This window comes from Turicibacter sp. St.80E1, from assembly GCF_059728495.1.
On record NZ_AP039386.1, the window covers coordinates 445,281 to 467,845 of the forward strand.

Here is a 22,565-nt window from a genome sequence, read left to right on the forward strand (position 1 = left end):
CAACTAGTAGCGGAGGATACGTACGGGCAATGCCATGACCCGGTATAAATTTTTTGTCTAAAACATAGACTTAAGGGAGGTGGTATTTTGGTGAAATAGGGATGAAAATAGGCTTAATGATTTACATGATTTATCTTGTCTTATATGCTTGAATTTTAGTTTGATTTTTAATATGATAGATTATAATTATTTTGCCAATAATCGATTTGGGTCAAATAATGTTGGAAGATGTTTTAGGGTCTGTTTAGCGGACCTAATCTAGTTTTTAATGAAAGATAAAAAAAGTTGAGGGGCGGGATATTCTTAGGAGGTTCCTAATGATTCCTGTCTTGGAGAGGGTGAGGACATGCGTGAGGTAATTAAACGTGATGGAAGTCATGTCGCATTTGATGAATCGAAAATTTATCAAGCGATTTTAAAAGCGATGAAGTATGGAAGTGGGATTATAAATGAGAATGTGGCCAATAAAATTGCCCATGAGATTAATCAAACGTTTGCCCACCAACATAAAACACCGACTATTTTTCAAATTGAAACGGCTGTTTATTTGAAGCTTATTGAAAATGGTCAGGAGTTAACCGCGAAGGCTTATGAAGGATATCGAGCGATTCAACAATTTAAACGTGAAACAAATACAACAGATGACAGTATTTTAAGCCTCATTGATTTAAGCAACGAGGAAGTCATGAACGAGAATTCAAATAAAAACCCGATGATGGCTTCTACTCAGCGAGATTTGATTGCCGGTGAGGTTTCAAAAGATATTACACGACGTAAAAAGTTACCGGCTCGTATCGTTCAAGCACATGATGAAGGTGTCCTGCATTTTCATGATATGGATTACTTCATGCAATCTATCTTCAACTGTTGTTTAATTAATATTAAGGATATGCTAGATAACGGAACCGTCATTAATAAGCGAATGATCGAGAGTCCGAAAAGCTTTCAAGTGGCGTGTACAGTCATGAGTCAAATTATCGCCCAAGTTGCGAGTAGCCAGTACGGTGGGCAATCCATCGACGTTCGCCATCTTGGAAAATACTTAAGACGAAGCAAAGAAAAATATATGGCCATGTTAAAAGACGTGATTTCATCCGAAGCAGAACGATTACAAGCGGTTGAAGTGTTGATGAAAAAAGAACTTGCATCAGGTGTTCAAACGATTCAATATCAAATTAACACGTTAATGACGACAAACGGCCAAAGCCCTTTTGTCACCCTATTCTTGAACTTAGATTTAAATGATGAATATGTAGACGAAGTAGCTTTAATCATCGAGGAAATTTTAAAACAACGGATTCAAGGAATTAAAAATGAAAAAGGCATTTATACAACGCCGACGTTCCCTAAATTAGTGTATGTCCTTCATGACTATAATTGTCTAGAGGGTGGAAAGTATGACTACATCACCGAATTAGCGGTTGAATGTAGTTCAAAACGACTCTATCCAGATTATATTTCGGCGAAGGAAATGCGTAAAATTTATGAAGGAAACGTCTTTAGTCCAATGGGGTGTCGCTCATTCTTATCGCCATGGAAAGATGAAGACGGAAACTATAAATTCGAAGGACGTTTTAATCAAGGCGTTGTGAGTATCAACCTTCCACAAATCGGGATTGTTTCAAATGGTGACGAGGAGAAGTTTTGGAAGCTACTCGATAACCGCCTAGAACTATGTTACGAGGCGCTCATGTGCCGACATGAGGCATTAAAAGGAACGTTATCGGATGAGTCACCGATTCATTGGCAGTATGGAGCCATTGCACGATTACCACAAGGTGCTGTCATTGATCCTTTGCTTGAAAATGGGTATTCAACGATTTCACTTGGGTATATTGGCTTATATGAAGTTACGAAATTGATGCGTGGTGTGTCACATGTGCACCCTGATGGAGAGGCGTTTGCGTTAAAAGTCATGCACCGACTTGAAGAAGCAACCAAGGTCTGGAAACAAAAAACAGGCATTGGCTTTGGACTATATGGTAGCCCGGCTGAATCACTTTGCTATCGCTTCGCTAAAATTGATTTACTGAAATTCGGAGAAATTAAAGATGTGACGGATAAAGGCTATTACACGAATTCTTATCACGTGGATGTTCGAGAAGAAATCGATGCATTTACTAAGTTAGAGTTTGAATCACAATTCCAATCTATTTCAACAGGGGGATGTATTTCCTATATTGAAATTCCGAATATGTCCCATAATTTAGAGGCTTTAAAACAAGTGGTCAACTATATTTATCATCACATCCAGTATGCAGAGTTTAATACAAAGTCTGATTGTTGCCATGTCTGTCATTATGAAGGGGAAATTTTACTTAATGACGATTTAACATGGGAATGTCCGAATTGTCATAATAAAGACCAGGCAAAAATGAATGTTATTCGCCGCACATGTGGTTATTTAGGTGACAACTTCTGGAATAAAGGAAAAACAGAGGAAATCAAAAATCGCGTCTTACATTTATAGAAATGCGAATGAGTTGTATAAATGTCTTCGAATGGATTATAGTATAAGAAGGAGTTAAAACGGAGCCGACGGGCTCTGTTTTATTTAGAGGACAGTTTGGGAGTGATGATTCATGTATTATGCACAAATACGCAAATTTGACACGGCAAATGGGACGGGAATTCGTTCAACGTTATTCGTTTCTGGATGTACCCACAAGTGCAAGGGGTGCTTTAACCAAGACTACAAACACTTTCGCTATGGGCATCCGTGGACGAAGGAAATTGAGGATAAGTTTATTGAACATATTAAAAATCCAAACGTTCATGGGGTAACGATTCTTGGTGGGGAGCCAATGGATCAAGTTCGTGATACTGATTTAAAAGATTTAGTTTGCCGTATAAAAGAAGAGACGGGACAAAACATTTGGATCTATTCTGGATATACGTTTGAAGAAATTATGATGCATAAAAAGACAAAAGAAATCCTGAAATATTGTGACATATTAGTCGATGGTCCCTTTATTGAAGAACAAAAAGATTTAAGACTCCGTTTTAAAGGGAGCAAAAACCAACGCATTATTGACGTTCAAAAAACATTGAGTGAAGGAAAAGTAACACTACTTGAAAACTATTAAAGCATGTAAAAGGAGAATAACGATGAATTCAATTTATTTTGCGAAGCTAAAAGATGAGGCGATTATTCCATCAAAACGAGAAGAAGATGGGGCATTCGATGTATATGCTTGTTTCGATGAACCATACAAGATGATTCAACCCCATGAAACAGTTTTAATTCCAACGGGAATTTCATCGGCTTTTTCAAGTCAGTATGTTGCAATCATTAAAGAAAGAAGTTCAACGGGATCAAAAGGAATCGGTCAGCGATGTGGGGTCATTGATTCAGGATACCGTGGCGAGTGGTTTATTGCGGTAACCAATCATAATCCGCAACCACTTGTTATTGCTAAAAGTGCTACCCCGCAGTCATTTCCTGAGTGTATCGTTTATCCGTATGAAAAGGCAATTTGTCAATGCCTAATGGTTGAGGTGCCGAAGCTACAGATTAAAGAAATTAGTCGCGATGAATTATTAGCGATGGAATCAGAGCGTGGAACAGGAGGCTTTGGGTCATCAGGAAAATAAAAAAGCAACGTCGGTTGCTTTTTTTATTTGTCCGTTTCTCTCGAATAAGATATAATTTTAACAAAAGGGGGAAAAAAGATGCTTTATTTATCGCAGGGATGGATTGTTTATGTCTTCATTTTTTTAGTGATGCCGTTTCTTTTATCCATCCGGTCATATATCTGGGGGAGGGGCGGCTACGCTTTTTTAAATCGAAACAATATTGGGACATTGAAGGGAATTGCTATTTTATTAATTGTGATGCAAAGTGTGGGTGAGCGATTGACGCATGCTACCCCGTTAATGGCATCGATGTTAAAGGTAGGGACGTTAGGATCAATCCTTTATCTTTTTACTTGTGGATATGAGTGGATGTCAGTGTATCGAAAAAGTAAACGACAGGTAAAAAAACTCTTTTATCATCAAGTGCCACAACTTCTTTTTCTTTTTATTGGGGTGAACGTTTTAGAATATTTGGTAATGATGTTTCAAGGAAACGAGGTAGATTTAAGGACTATTGTCTACCAAACAGTAGGAACCCATTTTTTTGATGGGAGTAGTGCTTGGTTGCTTGGGGCCACGCTTTATTTTTATACCGCTTTTTATGTGAGTTACCGGACGAGATTTAAAATGAAGTTGCTGGGTGTGTTTAGTTTGATTTATGCCTTTATTAGTTTGAAGTTGGATTGGAATGCAACGGTGGCGTTTTGTTTTTTAATCGGGGCCTTTTGTTGCCAATATCAATATTATTTATTCCGGATGATACGTTATCGGTTTTCGACCTTTCTTGCTGGGACGACGCTTGTCTTTTTGTTAAGTTACGGATGGTATCTTCGTGGCGGTACGCTAATCACTTGGGGACTTCCTTATATTTTCATCGCCTTTTTATTATGTTTATTAATGAAACTTCAATGCCGCTCCTCTTTTTTTAAGACGATGGGGGTTTGTGGGATGGAAGTTTATATGATTCATTCTCTGCTATTAGTTCTTTTGTTAGGGTATCGAGGAGGCGGGTCTTTGATGCAGTTTCTTCTTTTTTTATTAGCATTACCTCTTTTTGCGGGAGGAGTCAAGGTCTTTTTATCTCAAAGGTTAAAAATCTAGCTTGAGATAAAGTTTACGTTTTCACTACATCCTTTAACTTTTGAGATGAGCCCATTTCTTTAAAGACAAAACAAAGGGGGGGGATGTAAGGTGAAAAATGTGGACGAATCGGCGTAAAGATTAGGAAGATCCTTCTTTGTTGCTTCTTATGATGTAATAAGGAGGGGTACGATGAGTGATGAAGTGATTAGGCGTGTTTTTAAAGGGTTAACGGTTGCTTATGGATTATTAGGGGTTATTGGAATTGTCGCTTGGTGGTTCTTTTAGTCGGAAAAATCGAGTGTTGATGGGTGAACGAATTGTATCAATATAAAATAGGTCCTTGGATAAGGACTTTTTTTATTGTTTTTTAACAAATTGGGGCAATTTATTTCCCGGGACATGGCAGGTTTTCTTGAATGGTTGGAGGGGGTTAAGATTTTCAATCTCTTTTGCTTCTTTTTGTCATTGCGAGTTGATTTTTTAGGGAAGTAAAAAAACTATTTGATGTTTTAGTTGTTAGAGATAATCACCCTGTCGCTCATCTTTTTTCTTCATAAAATGTATGGAGTATACATTAAAGGAGCGATTTTATGAAGAAATTTCTGGTGGTAACACTCAGTCTAGTGTTGTCGTTAATAACGGGTTTCACTGCCTTTGCCATGAGTCCAAGCAGTGAAACGATATATCGGGGAATCGATGTAAGTAAGTGGCAAGGAAATATTAATTTTTATTCTGTTCGTGATTCGGGTGTTGAGGTCGTATATATTAAATCAAGTCAAGGGCACCGGATGGATCCGATGTTTGAGGCTAATTATGCAAAGGCTAAGGAAGCGGGATTAAAAGTTGGGGTTTATCATTATGTAACAGCTGAAAGTGTTCAAGAGGCTCGTTCCGAGGCCGCCTATTTTGTTTCTATTTTAGAGGGAAAAGAAATTGATTGCCGTTTAGCGATGGATTTTGAATATTATGGATCCTTATCTACATGGGAAATCAACGAAATTGGATTAGCCTTTTTGCAAACTGTTGAATCATTGAGTGGTAAGGGAGCTGTGGTATATAGTAATCTATCAAGCGCGCGTTACATCTGGAATAATGCAGTTGCCCAGTATCCACTTTGGATTGCTGAGTATGGTGTGAGTCAGCCACGGAATAATGGAAAGTGGACAGAGTGGGTAGGGTTTCAGTATAGTGAATCTGGAAGGGTTCCTGGAATTTATGGAAGCTCGGTCGATTTAGATTACTATACAGCGGATATTTTCTTATCTGATCAAGGTGGAATTCCGACAGTCCCTGATCATGCAAGACCACAAGTTCCAAGTTCTTCACCAACCGATGTTGGAACGTACACGGTACAGTCAGGCGATACGTTATCGGAAATTGCCGCTCGCTATGGAACGACTGTGAATGAATTAGTCAGATTAAATGGCATTCAAAATCCGAACTTGATTTATCCAGGTGAGGTATTGAAAATAAGAGGAGCCGCGTCTGTATCAGGTGGAACTCATTCAGGTTCAACAACATCTGGACAAGGAAGCTATACCGTACAGTCGGGTGACACCTTATCAGAGATTGCCGCTCGTTATGGAACTAGCGTGAATGCATTAGCGAGATTAAACGGCATTCAAAATCCGAACTTAATTTATCCAGGTGAAGTCTTAAAAATAAGTGGAACCGCAGCTGTATCAGGTGGATCTTATTCTAATGCAACAGCCACTAGTCAAGAAACATACACGGTTCGAAGTGGGGATACGTTATCGGGAATTGCCGCTCGTTATGGAACTAGCGTGAATGCATTAGCGAGATTAAACGGCATTCAAAATCCGAACTTAATTTATCCAGGTGAAGTCTTAAAAATAAGTGGAACCGCAGCTGTATCAGGTGGATCTTATTCTAATGCAACAGCCACTAGTCAAGGAACATACACGGTTCGAAGTGGGGATACGTTATCGGGAATTGCCGCTCGTTATGGAACTAGCGTGAATGCATTAGCGAGATCAAACAGCATCCAAAATCCGAACTTAATTTATCCAGGTGAAGTGTTAAAAATTAGCGGAACAGCAGCAGTATCAGGAGGATCTAATTCTAATGTAACAGCCACTAGTCAAGGAACATACACGGTACGAAGTGGAGATACGTTATCCGGAATCGCTGCTCGCTATGGAACGAGTGCAAATGCGTTAGCGAGATTGAATGGCATCCAAAATCCGAACTTAATTTATGCAGGTGAAGTGCTAAAAATTAGCGGAACAGCAGCAGTATCAGGAGGATCTAATTCTGGTGCAACAGCAAGCGGACAAGGAACGTATACGGTACGAAGTGGAGATACGTTATCCGGAATTGCGGCTCGCTATGGAACGAGTGCAAATGCGTTAGCGAGATTAAATGGCATCCAAAATCCGAACTTAATTTATCCTGGAGAAACGTTACGTCTATATTAAGGATAAGAGAGATTCGAGCCCGATATAAAAAGATTAAGGATGATTGGGTTACCGCGTATTGAAAATATTGTGTGCTTCTGTTAGATATAGATGGTAACAATGAATTTCACGCTGAATACTAAGAGATAAAGCAATAAAAGAATTTCCGTTTTTCTAGAAAAGGATACCGCTCTTCACGGTATCCCTTTTAAATAAATAGTGATGCTCCATAAGTTTTATCGGTGATGAGTTAACCCATTACGTGATGTTAGCTATAGAGAGGGCTTTTCGCTTTGTATTAATTCGATAAACATAGACATTTTTGTCGAAAAAGTCAACGAAAATGTGAAAAATGTTGAGTCCCTCTGATTAGGATGTTATGATAAATCCAGCATACATGCAAGAATGGATTTAGGAGGAGTAGCTTTGAAGCGGAGGTTTACTATCATCATACTGGCTTTAATTAGTGTGTTCATTTTACTAATTGGAGTGGTAAGCCATCAGTATAAAATGACTAGGACTGATAAGTTTGAGCATAACTTCGAAATGGCACAATATTATCATTTAGATTCAAAATATATAAAAAAACAAAAAAAGTATCTTAATGAAGAGTTAGAATTCGTGAAATCGAGACAGGAATTACAACAGGGATATTATTGGTTAAGCCAATTACACTATTATTCAAACGAGTACGAGAAATCAAATGATTATCTTTTTCGTGCTCTGAGTGTTGCAAATACGGAGTCGAATAAGCTACAAATCATGATTTATATGGGAATCTCAAATAATTATTATTTGTTAGGCGATTTTAAACAGTCACAACTCTATTATGAAAAAGCGCAACAATATGCGATTGATTGCCAAGAACTTTCATTATTAGCAGATGTTTATGAATCACGCGCGAAACTTTATGTGAACTCGCTTAGTCGCCTCGATTCTGTTGCTAATTTAGCTCAGTTGGCAAACTATTTAGACTTAACACCTATGCGAATCATTGAAACAAATTTATTAATGATGGAGATTAGTTTAATTAGTCATAACTACGAAGGGGTCATGTATTACCTTTATCAATCATGGATGTTGGCGCAAGATCAAAATAATAAAATGTTAGAACAATATATTTTATATCTTGGAGCGATGGCTTACTATGCTGAAGAACGCTATGAAGGAACCTTTGAATTACTTCGAGTGATTGATAAAACAATGTATGACATCGATCCGATGGGTTATCTCTATTTCTTAATGAATAGTTACTACCAACTCCACGGATATGATGAATCTATTAAGTTTTTAAATGAAATCAGAGAACAAGAATCCGGAGTCATTGATGATTACTACGATCTATTACAGACAGATTTATTAATTTCCGAAGGTCAGTATGAGGAAGCCCTGAAATTACTAGAAACGGCGGCAGTAGATGAATACTCTAAGTTGTGGAGGAAGACACTCGAACTTGAAGTTAAACGAAATCTGAATGTAGATATTGATTTATACTCAGAATATGAGACACTATTAGAACAATCAAGAACTGGAGCGTTATCGACAGTCAGTGTGTATTTTATTTACAGTCAGGCGAAAGACTATTTATCTCAAATAAGGGGAAATAGTGTTCCTTATGCGAATGAGTTTTACTTAGACCAGGAATATTTGAAAGAGCCTTCATTTGAAGATGTTGATCAAATTATGAATTTGAAAGATAGCTCAGAAAAGAAACAAATGTTTAAATTAAATGCTTTAATATTGATAGGAGTTGGCATATTAATGAGTGGATACTTCTATCAAAGACGAGTGATTAGCCGTTTGAAAAGGGAGATAGAACACTCGAAAAAAATCGATGCCTTGACTCAATCATTAAGTTACGAATGGTTAGATGAAGAAATTCACTCTTTAATTAAGGAGCATGAGACCTTACAGGTCATGTTATTTGATTTAGAATCTTTTCAAAAATACAATGATACGTATGGGTATATGGCAGGAAATCGAATTTTAAGACAAACGGTTGATTTATTAAAATCAACATTTGACGAGGGATTCGTTGTTCGTTATAATGGACATCAGTTTATTGTGATGCTATTTGATCAAGAAGCGTGCATTCATGAAAAAATGAATCAAGCGATTGAAGCTTTTCATGCATTAGATATTAGATTTAATACTGGGATAACAAAGGGACAACTTTTAATGAGAGCGAGCGGACTATCCTATCAGTTATCAAATCACTTTGATTTAGATCGATGTTTAAAAGAAGTGCAACGCCATATGAAATCGTTAAAAGATGAAGATGAATAAGGACGGTGATTTTTTTGTACCGTATTGCAATTTGTGAGGATGAGTCGTTTCAAATGAAGCAAATTATGACGCAAGTTGAGCGTTACGGAAAGGCAAAGAATATTTCGTTAAATATAAAAGCATTTGATTGTGCTGAATTATTTTTAAACCATTTCAAAGAGGCATATGATTTGGTGTTCCTTGATATTCATTTGCCGGGCATTGATGGAATTCAGTTAGCAAAAAAAATTCGTGAACAATCGCACCGAACAAAAATTGTTTTTTTAACGGCGCATGAAAATTTCTGGCCTGAGGGGTATAAAGTACTTGCTTCAAGATTTCTTATTAAGCCGATCACTGATGAGTCTTTATATTTAGAAATTGAAGAGGTTATGGATCAACTGATTGAGCAGACGCCATTTGTACTAGCCTCTCAAGATAAAAGGGTAGCAAAAGTCGCCGTAGAAGATATCTTTTATTTAGAGATAGCGGGTCGTAAGGTTAACCTCTATACAAAGGATGAAGTCTATGTCAGTTCTAAAAGTCTAGCACAGTTTAAAAAAGAACTAGAACATCATCACTTTGCGCAAACACATTCAAGTTATCTTGTTAATTTGAAGCATGTTAAATTAGTGGGGAAAGATAGTGTCACGTTAACGAACGGTCAAGAAGTTTATATCTCCTTACGAAAATATAAACAATTTAAAGAGAAATTTATGGAATATGTGAGTAGTCTATAAGTTCTTTCACGGTCGATGAAGAGAAAAAGGGAATCCGAGAAGGATTCCCTTTTTCTATGGTTTCAATCGGTGAAACTTGAAATTTTATAGAAATTTGGTACGCATTCGTGTATAATATTGTCGTATATTATTCTATTTTGTCGAAAGTGAAGTAAGTTTTATGTAAGCACGTAATAATAACACGGATACAAAAATAGCTACCACTCCTGTAAACTAAAGGTACAGAGTTGGTAGCTATTATTTTATATTGTTACCGACAAATCTCTTGGACTGTTTTTGCCCATGGCAAAAAGTCCACCAATACGCCTGGATTTCGTATGAAGTCCGTATTAGGTAGTTTTTCAAAAAGATAAGTGAGATATTTGGATGGATTTAGACTATTTTCCTTGGCTGTCTCAATGATAGTATATGCCATCGCATTGGCAGTCGCACCCTTCATACTGGTTGAAAAAAGGTAGTTTTTACGGCCAATCGCGATAGGGCGAATTGCTTGTTCAGCTAGATTATTCGAGGCTTCAAGATTTCCATCATCTAAAAAGCGCAAAAGCTCTACCTTTTGATTGAGGGCATACATAACCGCTGTTTGAAGTTTTCCTTTCATCACATAGAAGGATTCGAGCCACTTGAAAAATTCTTCGATGACTGGTTTGATGATCAGTTGGCGCTGTTTTTGACGTTGCTCAGGAGATAAATCTTTAATCGTCTTTTCAAAACGAAAGATTTGATCGCAGTATTCGACTGCCTTTTTTGCCTTACCATTATTCCCAGGTATCTCAAAAAACTTTCTTCTGACATGAGCCCAACATCCAACTAATTTCACGTTGGGAATATTTTTATAGCCCGAATACCCATCACAGTGAAGATAACCTTTAAATCCTTCTAAGATAGTGGTTGCCACCGCGCGTTCACGTGTTAGATCAGCGTGGTAATAAGCTACAGGATGTTGGGCATTTTTGATGGTTCTAAATAACCAAATCCTTGATTGAGAGGTGGCAGGTTTTCCATCCGCTCGATTTAAAATTTGATACGGTGTTTCATCTGCGTGTAAAACGGTCTGTTGAACTAGTTCATCTCTCAATCGCTCATAAATCGGAAGTAACCAATCATAAGAGGTAGTGATTATCCAATTTGAGAGCGTCTTATCACTCACACTTAATCCATAGCGTGCCCATTCTGATACTTGTCGATAACAAGGAATACTTAAGACATATTTTTGATGAAAAACTTCAGCTAACACACTCGCTCCGGCAAAGCTTCTTTGAATCGGAGCTTTTGGAGTTTCGGCACAACGAATCGGTTTAGCTTCGATCGATGCATCATGACAATCACATGCATACGCGTAACTAATGTATCGCTTTTTATATAATCGGGCTGGAACGAAACAAACTTCGTCACGAATGACCTTTTTTCCTATCCGTTTCATTTCGTTTCCACAATTTGTACATAAGCAGTCTTCTCCATGTAATTGACAATGGATTTCCTCAATCGGTAAGTCCTTGATTAATTCTGCCTTCCTTCCCTTTTGTTTTTTACGTCGATAGGTTATTTCTTCGACGGTTTGGTCTTCAGTTGTCTCTGTCTCTTCAAAAAATTATCTGGATTAAATAATGAAATTTGGCCATCGGCTACTTTAGTCTTTTCACTCGAAGATCCAAATAGTTTTTTAGTCATGCATTGAATTTGTTCATTTAATTGGCGAACTTGTTCTAAAAGTTCTTGATTTTGCGCAAGTAAGTCTTTGTTTTGTTTCATTAATTGTTGTTCAAGTTCTGTCATCAAATTCGCCTGCTTTCAAAAAGGTTTCGTTGTAAGATTAGTATACCTAATCTTACAACTTATGAAAATAGAAATAAGAGATTTTTGTCGAAAATCCCTTATTTCTATTAGTATAAACATCCTGTTTTAGCAGGTTTAATGGCTTTGGGTTGTTGAATGGATAACCCCTCTAATAACCAACGGAGTTCTTGGGCCGTTAATTTCTTAACTTCGTCTTGATCTTTAGGCCATTGTAAATTTCCATTTTCAATTCGTTTGTACAATAACATAAATCCATCACGATCCCAGTACAAAGCTTTATATCGATCCTTTTTTCTTCCACAAAACAAGAAGATGGCATCATTAAATAAATCTAAGTTGTATTTATCCGAGACAACACTAGCTAAACCGTCAATCCCACAACGCATATCAGTATGGCCACAAATGATAAAGATATTTTGAACCGTAGTAAAATCAACGAGCATACTTAGACATCTCCGCTAGAACAGTATGTAAGATATATTTGTTCACACCATTGTAAAACGTAACTTCAGCATCCTTAATTTTAAAGTGACAAACAGGTGTATTTTTATTAGTCTCAGATACTGAATTAGACTTTAAATTAGAGTCACTCAATGCGACTGGAACTATAATAGGATTTTCTTTCATAAAAAATAGACCTCCTTTTCTTTGATAGCTACAGTATAGCTCAAAGATGGAGGTCATAATAGACATGTTTATATTACGTGCTTACTTTCTTTTTAATGAAATTTTGTAAAAATATGGATATTATCTTGTGATAAGTGAATAGATAGGAGGAATTTTAAATATGAAGAAGTCATTTTCACTGGTGGTATCATTGTTATCGGTTTATTCCTGTTTTTGAGTAAACGGTTGGATAGGTTACAATTAATTAGACAATTTTTTTGAGGTCATGTAAAATAAATTAATAATAATAAAAAGGAGCTTTAACATGACCCAACCTAAAACCCGTAAACCTAGACGTACATATACAGATGAATTTAAGAATCAATTAGTCCAACTCTATTTAAATGGTAAACGTAAATGTGATATTGTTCGAGAATATGATATCTCACCCTCTCTTCTTAATAAGTAGGGTCCCCGTCCTTTCCAAAGGAAAGGTATCCTCCTTTGATGGGCAATAAACTCGAAAAATTAAGCAAGAGTTAAATAAAATGGGACAAAAAGTATCCCGTCGTCGCATTGGTCGCATCATGAAACAGGAAGGTCTTGTATCTAACTATACTGTTGCTCAATTTAAACCACATACGGATAAATGTAATGAAGCTAAAATTGAAAATATCGTTAATCGTCAATTTGACAAACAGTCGCATTTAAATAGAGTAGGGCATCATTGGCATTATCTTTGCGTACTAGTAGTTTTATTTAATTGTGAAATGATCGGTTACAGCTCTGGCTCAAATAAGAATGCAGAATTAGTAAAAAAAGCGTTTATTATCGTCAAAATTAACCTTAGTCAAATAAAAATTTTTCATACTGATCGAGGAAATGAATTCAAAAATAAAATTATTGATAAGATTTTAGATACCTTTAACATTGACCGTTCTTTAAGCATGAAGGGGAGCCTTTGTCTTTCGATTTTAATTGAAAGTATCCTCCACTAATGAGGAATATGTCCCTATGACAACGCTGTAACCGAAGCAACGTATAAAGTTATTAAAACAGAATTTGTGAATAATGGGTCACCTAGCAGTGAGAAACGCGAACCATCAACCATTACTAGGGAATGGTTATTCGAAACAGATGAACAACTAGGCTATGAATTTGCCGACTACGTCAATTGGTATAACAACCATAGAATCCATTCATCACTAGGGTATCTATCCCCAGTGAATTATCGTGAAAATAACCTTAAAAAAGTTGTTTAGTTTAGTGTTGACAATCCTCAATCTGTTCAGTCAATTGTTGGATGGTGGATAGAAATTTTAAAGTAATATTTTAGATATAAAAAGTAAAAGTTTGACTGTTGCAAAATAGGAAGGTTAGACGTATAATAAAGATGTAATAAACATAAGATAAAATAGATGGTAAAAATCCCATCTGATGATATTATTCGTAGAGCGCGAATAACTAAAAATAAAAAAGGCTCAATTGATGATATTATTCGTAGAGCGCGAATAACTAAAAATAAAAAAGGCTCAATTGATGAAAAATAGTCCCTTTATTACAAGGGGCTATTTTTATAAATTAGGAGGGATGGTTGATGGGGGTGGAGTTGATATATCTTACAAAGGATTTTTACGAAGATTATCCTCAATCGGTTTACTCTGAAATATTACATAAAAATGACCGGCCCTATGCTGTTGTTTTTATCATCGTAGATGGGTTAGAGTTTGCTTTACCCTTTCGATCTCATATTCGTCATCAATATCTTTTTATCACGGATAGTAGTCATCCGAATGATCTTAAAGGGATTGATTATACGAAGGCGGTTTTAATTACAAGTCCGACCTATAAAAGCTCCTCGGAAGTTCGAATAAGACAGAATGAATTTAATGCTCTTAAGGGAAATGAATATAAGATAATGAAAGGATTTAAATCTTATCTTAATCAATATAAAAAGGCTGCTAAGCGATTGGATGTAAAACGGAATCAAACGTTTTGTAAGTATTCCTCTCTGCAGTATTTTCATAAGGAATTAGGGATTGAACCATAAAAAGCAGATTTATTTATAGAAGAAGAGAAGGATGGGTTTAGAGGGATTGATTTTTTTTCCTTTAAATCAAGTAAAGTTAGATACAATTAGTGTGAGACATAAGCCCAATCCTTTCGTGTTATTCTAGTCGATTACATTGTATGGGATTTTGGGGACTATGTCCCTTTTTTTGTCTCAATATTTATGGCAATCAAAAAGGTGTGAGTAATCTCACCCATACCAAAAATTATAGAACCTGAATAAGAAGGTTAAAGAGGTGATAGGGAGTCACCTCTTTTTTGATGAGAAAAAACGTTTATTTTCAACGAATGCGTGATGATATGTAAGCACGTAATATAAACATGTCTATTATGACCTCCATCTTTGAGCTATACTGTAGCTATCAAAGAAAAGGAGGTCTATTTTTTATGAAAGAAAATCCTATTATAGTTCCAGTCGCATTGAGTGACTCTAATTTAAAGTCTAATTCAGTATCTGAGACTAATAAAAATACACCTGTTTGTCACTTTAAAATTAAGGATGCTGAAGTTACGTTTTACAATGGTGTGAACAAATATATCTTACATACTGTTCTAGCGGAGATGTCTAAGTATGCTCGTTGATTTTACTACGGTTCAAAATATCTTTATCATTTGTGGCCATACTGATATGCGTTGTGGGATTGACGGTTTAGCTAGTGTTGTCTCGGATAAATACAACTTAGATTTATTTAATGATGCCATCTTCTTGTTTTGTGGAAGAAAAAAGGATCGATATAAAGCTTTGTACTGGGATCGTGATGGATTTATGTTATTGTACAAACGAATTGAAAATGGAAATTTACAATGGCCTAAAGATCAAGACGAAGTTAAGAAATTAACGGCCCAAGAACTCCGTTGGTTATTAGAGGGGTTATCCATTCAACAACCCAAAGCCATTAAACCTGCTAAAACAGGATGTTTATACTAATAGAAATAAGGGATTTTCGACAAAAATCTCTTATTTCTATTTTCATAAGTTGTAAGATTAGGTATACTAATCTTACAACGAAACCTTTTTGAAAGCAGGCGAATTTGATGACAGAACTTGAACAACAATTAATGAAACAAAACAAAGACTTACTTGCGCAAAATCAAGAACTTTTAGAACAAGTTCGCCAATTAAATGAACAAATTCAATGCATGACTAAAAAACTATTTGGATCTTCGAGTGAAAAGACTAAAGTAGCCGATGGCCAAATTTCATTATTTAATCCAGATAATTTTTTGAAGAGACAGAGACAACTGAAGACCAAACCGTCGAAGAAATAACCTATCGACGTAAAAAACAAAAGGGAAGGAAGGCAGAATTAATCAAGGACTTACCGATTGAGGAAATCCATTGTCAATTACATGGAGAAGACTGCTTATGTACAAATTGTGGAAACGAAATGAAACGGATAGGAAAAAAGGTCATTCGTGACGAAGTTTGTTTCGTTCCAGCCCGATTATATAAAAAGCGATACATTAGTTACGCGTATGCATGTGATTGTCATGATGCATCGATCGAAGCTAAACCGATTCGTTGTGCCGAAACTCCAAAAGCTCCGATTCAAAGAAGCTTTGCCGGAGCGAGTGTGTTAGCTGAAGTTTTTCATCAAAAATATGTCTTAAGTATTCCTTGTTATCGACAAGTATCAGAATGGGCACGCTATGGATTAAGTGTGAGTGATAAGACGCTCTCAAATTGGATAATCACTACCTCTTATGATTGGTTACTTCCGATTTATGAGCGATTGAGAGATGAACTAGTTCAACAGACCGTTTTACACGCAGATGAAACACCGTATCAAATTTTAAATCGAGCGGATGGAAAACCTGCCACCTCTCAATCAAGGATTTGGTTATTTAGAACCATCAAAAATGCCCAACATCCTGTAGCTTATTACCACGCTGATCTAACACGTGAACGCGCGGTGGCAACCACTATCTTAGAAGGATTTAAAGGTTATCTTCACTGTGATGGGTATTCGGGCTATAAAAATATTCCCAACGTGAAATTAGTTGGATGTTGGGCTCATGTCAGAAGAAAGTTTTTTGAGATACCTGGGAATAATGGTAAGGCAAAAAAGGCAGTCGAATACTGCGATCAAATCTTTCGTTTTGAAAAGACGATTAAAGATTTATCTCCTGAGCAACGTCAAAAACAGCGCCAACTGATCATCAAACCAGTCATCGAAGAATTTTTCAAGTGGCTCGAATCCTTCTATGTGATGAAAGGAAAACTTCAAACAGCGGTTATGTATGCCCTCAATCAAAAGGTAGAGCTTTTGCGCTTTTTAGATGATGGAAATCTTGAAGCCTCGAATAATCTAGCTGAACAAGCAATTCGCCCTATCGCGATTGGCCGTAAAAACTACCTTTTTTCAACCAGTATGAAGGGTGCGACTGCCAATGCGATGGCATATACTATCATTGAGACAGCCAAGGAAAATAGTCTAAATCCATCCAAATATCTCACTTATCTTTTTGAAAAACTACCTAATACGGACTTCATACGAAATCCAGGCGTATTGGTGGACTTTTTGCCATGGGCAAAAACAGTCCAAGAGATTTGTCGGTAACAATATAAAATAATAGCTACCAACTCTGTACCTTTAGTTTACAGGAGTGGTAGCTATTTTTGTATCCGTGTTATTATTACGTGCTTACGATGATATTTCATATTCGTTTCATATGGGCAAGGTATAATGGTTCTTTGTCAAATAGTGTTGCTGATTAATTTGTAACCTGTTACAACGAAAATTCAAATCGAAATCCTAGTAGCTATGCTGCTAGGATTTTCGTTTTAGGCTTTGTTAGATTTTGAACCATGAGAATACGAGATTTAAAGTGATAGAAACTACGATATCCAAAGGCAATACGCTTAATGACCTTAATTTTATTATTAATTCCTTCGATGGGACCATTTGTGTAATGAGTTGAGAGTGTATTTTTAATATAGGATTGATAAGTTTTAAAGGTTTGGAAAGCCGTTTGAAACTCAGGAGAAACAAGCGGATGTTCCGTTTCGAGTAAATGATTAAATCGTTTTAAGTTTTTTGTCTGAAGAGCGAAAAGTAACTCTTGATATAAATCATAGGTTGCTTTTAATTCAGGAGATAAATCAAGTAGAAAGTTTAAGATATCAATTTCACGCATGGGTTGTTTAAAGCAGTAAACTGATCGATAAGTGGTGGTATTAAGTAAAGCGTGAGATTTTAAAAATAAGCGCCAATAACGTTTGAATTTACGACCATGCTTTTTGAACTTTTTCATGAATCGGATTCGAGTTTTGTTCAGTGCACGAGAGAGATGTTGAACGAGATGAAATTTATCAATGATAATTTGGGCATGAGGAAAAAGATCCTTAATGAGGCTGATGTAAGGAGCGTACATATCAATCACAATATTTTTTACTCGATGACGTGCTTCCTTTGTGTATCGTTTAAAATAAGCTTGAAGGGAGTTTAAACGACGATCTTCAACGATATCGATGATTTGTTTTGAGTCAGCATCGCAAAAAATAAAAGACATATGCCCCTCAGCAGACTTAACGGATTTAAATTCATCAAAACAGAGATTTTCAGGTAAATAATTAAGGTTTAAGGTTTGAGATTCATAAAAGCTATGGATGATTCGATTGACGGTTGAATGAGAGACCTGATGGCGACGTGCGATATCACATTCAGAAATTTTATTTTGGGCCTCTAAAGCAATGGCGTGTTTCGTATGATAAGAAATGTAACAGTTCTTTTCAACAATTGAAGTACTTAGTGTAAAAGTAGACTGGCAATGCCCACAATAATAACGCTGTTTTTTTAGGTCTAAGTAGGTATCGTGAAGAGAGACTTTTGGAATGACAATTCGAGAGGTTTTAAATCCATGCTTCTTAAATTTTGAATCAAATAGGGTTCCGCATTTTTGACAATGAGTCGGTTGATACGTAAGAATACCTTTAAAGATAAAGCTAGTAATTCCGTTCAACTTCACTTCCTCAAGATAATCTTCTGAAAATGTAATATTTTTATCTTTAATATTTAAAAGTTTTCTAGTAAAATATGAGTGAGACATTAAATCTTATCCTTTCAATATTGTTTTAGTCGATAACATTGTAACAGGATTGAGACTTGAAGTCTCTTTTTTTTATCCTATGAAAAAAGTGCTGCTTAATCAGCAACACTAAATATTATAGAACCGGTATAATGAAGTCAATCGAAGGGACGGAGTTCCCGATTGATGAGCTGATAGGAAAGGAATGAGATAGATGAAAAAACGTAAGTTATGGATGATTGCGGGATTTTTAGTCGTATTAGTTGGAGGTGCGTTTGTGGCGTTGACGCGCCCTGCTCAAGGATTAGATTTACCGAAACCGACGCGTCCTCTTCAGGATCGTGTGCCTCTGACTTCTGTGGAAGGGGATAATAAAGGGGTGGCCTTAATTCAAGACATGCGTGAGCCATTTGACGAAATAAATCATGGAACAGGATTTGTTGTGGGTGAAAATACGTTGTTAACAAATAAGCACGTCGTGAGTGCGTGTGCGGATGATGTAAGTCAATTACTTGTTCGTTTAAAACAGGAAAATGGCGAGTTCTTAGACTTTAAAGTAAAAGAATTAATCATGGCCCCAGGTGATGATCAGGACTTAGCGATGGTGAAAGTGGAGCCGTTAGCAGATGGTCGAACGATTAATGATGTCGCTCCGACTTTAACATTGGCATCGAAGAAGGCGATTGAACAAGTGAAACAAACCGATTATGTGAGAACGGTTGGATATCCAGCGGATAAAGCGTATGGATCGTTATGGGAGAGTGAAGGAGAAGTCTTACTCGTCGGTGGAAATGTGTTAATGTACAATGCAGTTATTTCAGGTGGAAACTCAGGGTCACCGGTCTTTAATGAAGCTGGGCAAGTGATTGGTTTAACGAATGCATGTAACGATGAAGAAGGCGAAAACTATGTGACTTACGGCTTCCTATTAAATAATGAGTTATACGATTTTGTTCAAAAGCATTTATAATTAGAAAATCCCCTTGTTGAATCATGGATTTGGCAGGGGGATTTTTAGGTTGAAAACTGTGTTGAGAAGCGAAGCACATTTATTAAAGTGACGATAATATTTCATATAGGTTTCACACACGCCAGCTATAATGTAAGTAATCCAAGGGGCGAGCCTCTAATGGAAGAACGAATGAATGAGACGAAAGGAATGATGAAGATGAATAAAAAATATTTAGCGTTAGCTTGTGCAGGTGTTGTTGGAGCGTTAGGACTCGGTCACGTCGTGAGTCAGGCGAGCGTTGCGAATCAAATGGACCGTGAGTTGAAGATGGGGAACGATACAGCGACGTATTCCTCAGCGTTTGATGTGCTTTATGATATAGCGGATGACCAAACGTTGTCATCAGATGTGTACGATGCGTATACATACGAGGAAGTGATGGCGATGACGCCGCAGGAACGCCGGGGGCTAGATGAAAAGGAGCTTGGCCAATTGCTCGGTCAAGAAGACAAGTTTTACAAAGTGTTTGAAAGCACCGATACGATTGAGGAAGTGAATCCGGCAACAGGCGTGTATCGTTGGACAGATAAGTTGACGGGAGAAGTAGAGGAAGATTGTTACTATGACATGGTTGAAATTGTGGAAGGCGCAACAGCATCTTCTGACTATCCGACACTCGAAATGAAATAGAGTGCGAACATTGCTTGAAGAGGGGGCCTACCCGAGAGGAGGCTCCCTTTTTCTGATGGGAGGATGTTGAATAAGTCGTGCATTTTTAGAAGGAATAAGGTAAGATGGTCATAAAGAGTGAACGTTAGAAAGAGGAGGGATTCCAGTGAAACATCGAATTTTAATTGTGGAGGATGATCAATTGATTAGAGAGGCAGTGGTCGATTATTTAACTGAAATGGGCTACGTCGTTGTAGAAGCCGAAGATGGTCAACAAGGGGTTGATTTATTCAAAGCATCCGCCTTTGATCTCGTTCTTTTAGATATTATGTTGCCGAAGTTGAATGGGTTTGTGGTATTGAACCACATTCGCTCGGTCAGTGAGGTTCCAATCATCATGTTAACCGCGATGACCGATGAGTATACGCAAATTATGAGTTTTGATGAACAAGCCGATGATTATGTGGCGAAGCCATTCTCCATGGCAGTTTTACATAAGCGAATTGAGGCGTTATTACGACGCCGGGCGAAACGGGAGGAAGTCCATAAGTGGCAATACGGCGACGTGACGGTTGACTTTTTAGGGTATACCGCCAAAAAAGGAGGGATGGTGGTCGATATTAAACCGAAGGAGATCCAATTGCTTCAGCTATTACTAAAAAATAAAGGGCACGTTTTAACGCGCCAACAAATGATCGACTCTATTTGGAATCCCGATGAAATGCCAACCGATCGCGTGATCGATGTATACATTAAAAATTTACGCAAAAAATTAGGACTCGATTGTTTAGTGACGGTCAAAGGGATTGGCTATAAATATGAGGAGACGGCATGAAAAAATTAAACTTATTTTTTAAAACCTTTTTGTTTACGTTCAGTTTGATGGGTGCCATGATCTTAACGGTGCACGTCTTAATCTCGTTATGGTTGCCTCCGTTTTATGTGAAAGAGAAAGAAGCGACGTTAACGCAACATCAAGCAACGTTGACCTCACTGGTGCAGTCGCTTGATGAGCAGGCATTTATATCGACGGCAAAACAGTATGCCCATCAGTCCAATTTAAATCTCGTTTTACAAGTAGGGAAACAGGTTTATGATTTTCAATCGTTTCAAATTATACCGTTTGACTCAACCGGCGAAGATACCATCGTGATGCCTTCCGAGGGGGGATTGGTTGCAGATATTGAGGCGTTGCGCGAGTTTCCTCATGATGGATTTTATCCATCGGAACAAACACTCATGCTTCGAACCTCCATCCAGACGTCTTTTCATCAGACGGCCACGTTTTATTTATCGGTTGATCTTCAGCCTGTTGGGGAGGCAAGCGGCGTTGTGTTTAAACTGCTACCGTATAGTATCGGCGCGAGTCTTCTGATTTCGTTAGTGGCCTCCTATTTTTATGCCCGTGCCCTGACCGATCCCATCCGAGCGATTTGTGAGCAGACACATCGAATGAAGCAGATGCAGGCCGATGCGTATTGTCAGGTCGATAGTGAGGATGAGATTGGGGAATTGGCTAGTAATATTAATCGTTTATATGACACGCTTGGTGCCACGATTTTGTCGCTTGAGCAAGAGATTCAGAATGTGAGTCGTGCCGAAACACAAAAGCTCGATTTCTTACGTTCCGCCTCACACGAATTGAAGACGCCCCTCACTCGGTTGAGCATTATGCTTGAAAACATGCGCCTTGGAATTGGACGATATAAGGATCGTGAGCTTTACTTGCAAAAATGTGAGGACGAGGTGCGCCGGTTAAGTCAGATGGTGCAAGATATTTTAGATACGTCGCGCCTACAAATTGGTTATCAAGCCGATAGGGTGGAGGCGATTGAGCTTCGCGACTGGGTGCTTGAGGTGTTGAAGCCGTATTTATTGTTGGCGAATTCGAAGGGAATCGAGGTGGATGTCTCATTGGAGGCCTCTTCCGTGATTTGGCTGGATGTCACTGCGATTTCAAAGGCATTGTCAAACATTATTTCGAATGCGGTGAATTATACGGAGTCGGGGCGCACGATTCGGATTTGGACACAAGGAACGACGTTAACGATTGAAAATGAGTGCACGCCGTTGTCAGAGGAGGAGTTATCACAAGTCTTCCATGCCTTTTATCGTCCAGATTTTTCGAGAGCACGTCACAGTGGCGGCAATGGTCTCGGTCTTTACATTGTCAAAGAGTTGTTGACGACGCATCAGATTCCTTACTCGTTTACAGCAACAGAAACAGGAATGAAGTTTGAATTGACGTTTAAATAAACGTTATCGAGGTGAATCGTCAGCGCTAAAAGAAACTTTGCGAGAGGATGTTTTGGATCAGTGGTGTATAAACTAGAATAGTTTAAGTAAAATGAAATTATCTAA

At 37.5% G+C, this 22,565-nt stretch carries 21 protein-coding genes and 1 pseudogene; 17 read left to right on the forward strand and 5 right to left on the reverse strand.

The window, feature by feature from the left end:
* Positions 1-346: 346 nt before the first annotated feature.
* The 7 genes from nrdD (at position 347) to AC6I0I_RS02180 (ending at position 10,081) form a co-directional block, all read left to right on the forward strand.
* Entirely contained in the window at positions 347-2,470 is a 2,124-nt protein-coding gene (gene nrdD / locus AC6I0I_RS02150; protein WP_262950725.1) for an anaerobic ribonucleoside-triphosphate reductase, read from the forward strand.
* A gap of 112 nt (positions 2,471-2,582) precedes the next feature.
* A complete protein-coding gene (nrdG, locus tag AC6I0I_RS02155; RefSeq protein ID WP_262953803.1) occupies positions 2,583-3,086 on the forward strand; it encodes an anaerobic ribonucleoside-triphosphate reductase activating protein in 504 nt (167 codons plus the stop codon).
* 22 nt (positions 3,087-3,108) lie between these two features.
* Positions 3,109-3,594 (forward strand): dUTP diphosphatase, encoded by a 486-nt coding sequence (locus AC6I0I_RS02160; protein WP_262953802.1) that lies wholly within the window; start codon positions 3,109-3,111, stop codon positions 3,592-3,594.
* A 78-nt stretch (positions 3,595-3,672) separates the two neighbouring features.
* Positions 3,673-4,677: a hypothetical protein gene (locus AC6I0I_RS02165; RefSeq protein ID WP_262953801.1), complete on the forward strand. Its 1,005-nt coding sequence runs from the start codon at positions 3,673-3,675 to the stop codon at positions 4,675-4,677.
* A gap of 572 nt (positions 4,678-5,249) precedes the next feature.
* Positions 5,250-7,097, forward strand: coding sequence for a LysM peptidoglycan-binding domain-containing protein (locus AC6I0I_RS02170; protein ID WP_338617494.1), 1,848 nt, complete (start codon positions 5,250-5,252; stop codon positions 7,095-7,097).
* 405 nt (positions 7,098-7,502) lie between these two features.
* Positions 7,503-9,362: a diguanylate cyclase domain-containing protein gene (locus AC6I0I_RS02175; protein WP_262953798.1), complete on the forward strand. Its 1,860-nt coding sequence runs from the start codon at positions 7,503-7,505 to the stop codon at positions 9,360-9,362.
* A 5-nt stretch (positions 9,363-9,367) separates the two neighbouring features.
* Entirely contained in the window at positions 9,368-10,081 is a 714-nt protein-coding gene (locus AC6I0I_RS02180; RefSeq protein WP_338506840.1) for a LytR/AlgR family response regulator transcription factor, read from the forward strand.
* Positions 10,082-10,331: 250 nt separating this feature from the next.
* On the opposite strand, the gene tnpC (AC6I0I_RS02185) is transcribed toward AC6I0I_RS02180, so the two are convergent.
* The 4 genes from tnpC (AC6I0I_RS02185) to AC6I0I_RS02200 all read right to left on the reverse strand — a co-directional run bounded on the left by tnpC (AC6I0I_RS02185) (position 10,332) and on the right by AC6I0I_RS02200 (position 12,505).
* Entirely contained in the window at positions 10,332-11,627 is a 1,296-nt protein-coding gene (tnpC, locus tag AC6I0I_RS02185; RefSeq protein WP_262953812.1) for an IS66 family transposase, read from the reverse strand.
* Positions 11,624-11,857 (reverse strand): IS66 family transposase, encoded by a 234-nt coding sequence (locus tag AC6I0I_RS02190; RefSeq protein ID WP_262953809.1) that lies wholly within the window; start codon positions 11,855-11,857, stop codon positions 11,624-11,626. Before AC6I0I_RS02190 ends, tnpC (AC6I0I_RS02185) begins: the two co-directional genes overlap by 4 nt.
* A 107-nt stretch (positions 11,858-11,964) precedes the next feature.
* The gene (tnpB, locus tag AC6I0I_RS02195) at positions 11,965-12,321 is read right to left on the reverse strand and encodes an IS66 family insertion sequence element accessory protein TnpB (protein ID WP_262953810.1); all 357 of its coding nucleotides are present in this window, start codon (positions 12,319-12,321) and stop codon (positions 11,965-11,967) included.
* Positions 12,311-12,505, reverse strand: coding sequence for a hypothetical protein (locus AC6I0I_RS02200; protein WP_262953811.1), 195 nt, complete (start codon positions 12,503-12,505; stop codon positions 12,311-12,313). The genes tnpB (AC6I0I_RS02195) and AC6I0I_RS02200 overlap by 11 nt, the downstream gene beginning before the upstream one ends.
* A gap of 304 nt (positions 12,506-12,809) precedes the next feature.
* Here AC6I0I_RS02200 and AC6I0I_RS02205 point away from each other — a divergent pair.
* From AC6I0I_RS02205 to tnpC (AC6I0I_RS02230), 6 genes and pseudogenes are all read left to right on the forward strand, one after another.
* Positions 12,810-13,746, forward strand: a pseudogene (locus AC6I0I_RS02205) (transposase).
* 335 nt (positions 13,747-14,081) lie between these two features.
* The gene (tenpIN, locus tag AC6I0I_RS02210; protein ID WP_262953931.1) at positions 14,082-14,534 is read left to right on the forward strand and encodes a type III toxin-antitoxin system TenpIN family toxin; all 453 of its coding nucleotides are present in this window, start codon (positions 14,082-14,084) and stop codon (positions 14,532-14,534) included.
* A gap of 407 nt (positions 14,535-14,941) precedes the next feature.
* The gene (locus tag AC6I0I_RS02215) at positions 14,942-15,136 is read left to right on the forward strand and encodes a hypothetical protein (protein ID WP_262953811.1); all 195 of its coding nucleotides are present in this window, start codon (positions 14,942-14,944) and stop codon (positions 15,134-15,136) included.
* On the forward strand, positions 15,126-15,482 hold the full coding sequence (gene tnpB / locus AC6I0I_RS02220) for an IS66 family insertion sequence element accessory protein TnpB (RefSeq protein WP_262953810.1): 357 nt from the start codon (positions 15,126-15,128) through the stop codon (positions 15,480-15,482). The genes AC6I0I_RS02215 and tnpB (AC6I0I_RS02220) overlap by 11 nt, the downstream gene beginning before the upstream one ends.
* 107 nt (positions 15,483-15,589) lie before the next feature.
* Positions 15,590-15,823 carry an IS66 family transposase gene (locus tag AC6I0I_RS02225; RefSeq protein WP_262953809.1) on the forward strand — a complete coding sequence of 78 codons (234 nt, stop codon included), beginning with the start codon at positions 15,590-15,592 and terminating at the stop codon, positions 15,821-15,823.
* Positions 15,820-17,115, forward strand: coding sequence for an IS66 family transposase (gene tnpC, locus AC6I0I_RS02230; protein ID WP_262953812.1), 1,296 nt, complete (start codon positions 15,820-15,822; stop codon positions 17,113-17,115). Before AC6I0I_RS02225 ends, tnpC (AC6I0I_RS02230) begins: the two co-directional genes overlap by 4 nt.
* A gap of 202 nt (positions 17,116-17,317) precedes the next feature.
* Here tnpC (AC6I0I_RS02230) and AC6I0I_RS02235 read toward each other — a convergent pair whose 3' ends face one another.
* On the reverse strand, positions 17,318-18,604 hold the full coding sequence (locus AC6I0I_RS02235) for an ISL3 family transposase (protein ID WP_289461271.1): 1,287 nt from the start codon (positions 18,602-18,604) through the stop codon (positions 17,318-17,320).
* Positions 18,605-18,797: 193 nt separating this feature from the next.
* Between AC6I0I_RS02235 and AC6I0I_RS02240 the strand changes: the two genes are divergently transcribed.
* The 4 genes from AC6I0I_RS02240 to AC6I0I_RS02255 all read left to right on the forward strand — a co-directional run bounded on the left by AC6I0I_RS02240 (position 18,798) and on the right by AC6I0I_RS02255 (position 22,460).
* Positions 18,798-19,553, forward strand: a complete 756-nt coding sequence (locus AC6I0I_RS02240; RefSeq protein ID WP_262953837.1) for a trypsin-like serine peptidase — start codon at positions 18,798-18,800, stop codon at positions 19,551-19,553.
* Between the two features lie 159 nt (positions 19,554-19,712).
* Entirely contained in the window at positions 19,713-20,225 is a 513-nt protein-coding gene (locus tag AC6I0I_RS02245; protein ID WP_262953838.1) for a hypothetical protein, read from the forward strand.
* Between the two features lie 145 nt (positions 20,226-20,370).
* On the forward strand, positions 20,371-21,039 hold the full coding sequence (locus AC6I0I_RS02250; protein ID WP_262953839.1) for a response regulator transcription factor: 669 nt from the start codon (positions 20,371-20,373) through the stop codon (positions 21,037-21,039).
* Positions 21,036-22,460 (forward strand): sensor histidine kinase, encoded by a 1,425-nt coding sequence (locus AC6I0I_RS02255; RefSeq protein WP_262953840.1) that lies wholly within the window; start codon positions 21,036-21,038, stop codon positions 22,458-22,460. The genes AC6I0I_RS02250 and AC6I0I_RS02255 overlap by 4 nt, the downstream gene beginning before the upstream one ends.
* Positions 22,461-22,565 lie beyond the last annotated feature (105 nt).

Coding starts and splice junctions, on each gene's coding strand:
- AC6I0I_RS02170 (WP_338617494.1), top strand. CDS start 5,250: ATGAAGAAATTTCTGGTGGTAACACTCAGTCTAGTGTTGTCGTTAATA.
- nrdD (WP_262950725.1), top strand. CDS start 347: ATGCGTGAGGTAATTAAACGTGATGGAAGTCATGTCGCATTTGATGAA.
- AC6I0I_RS02240 (WP_262953837.1), top strand. CDS start 18,798: ATGAAAAAACGTAAGTTATGGATGATTGCGGGATTTTTAGTCGTATTA.
- tnpB (WP_262953810.1), bottom strand. CDS start 12,321: ATGCTCGTTGATTTTACTACGGTTCAAAATATCTTTATCATTTGTGGC.
- AC6I0I_RS02245 (WP_262953838.1), top strand. CDS start 19,713: ATGGAAGAACGAATGAATGAGACGAAAGGAATGATGAAGATGAATAAA.
- tnpB (WP_262953810.1), top strand. CDS start 15,126: ATGCTCGTTGATTTTACTACGGTTCAAAATATCTTTATCATTTGTGGC.
- nrdG (WP_262953803.1), top strand. CDS start 2,583: ATGTATTATGCACAAATACGCAAATTTGACACGGCAAATGGGACGGGA.
- AC6I0I_RS02215 (WP_262953811.1), top strand. CDS start 14,942: ATGAAAGAAAATCCTATTATAGTTCCAGTCGCATTGAGTGACTCTAAT.
- AC6I0I_RS02190 (WP_262953809.1), bottom strand. CDS start 11,857: ATGACAGAACTTGAACAACAATTAATGAAACAAAACAAAGACTTACTT.
- AC6I0I_RS02165 (WP_262953801.1), top strand. CDS start 3,673: ATGCTTTATTTATCGCAGGGATGGATTGTTTATGTCTTCATTTTTTTA.
- tenpIN (WP_262953931.1), top strand. CDS start 14,082: ATGGGGGTGGAGTTGATATATCTTACAAAGGATTTTTACGAAGATTAT.
- AC6I0I_RS02255 (WP_262953840.1), top strand. CDS start 21,036: ATGAAAAAATTAAACTTATTTTTTAAAACCTTTTTGTTTACGTTCAGT.
- AC6I0I_RS02160 (WP_262953802.1), top strand. CDS start 3,109: ATGAATTCAATTTATTTTGCGAAGCTAAAAGATGAGGCGATTATTCCA.
- AC6I0I_RS02200 (WP_262953811.1), bottom strand. CDS start 12,505: ATGAAAGAAAATCCTATTATAGTTCCAGTCGCATTGAGTGACTCTAAT.
- AC6I0I_RS02235 (WP_289461271.1), bottom strand. CDS start 18,604: ATGTCTCACTCATATTTTACTAGAAAACTTTTAAATATTAAAGATAAA.
- AC6I0I_RS02225 (WP_262953809.1), top strand. CDS start 15,590: ATGACAGAACTTGAACAACAATTAATGAAACAAAACAAAGACTTACTT.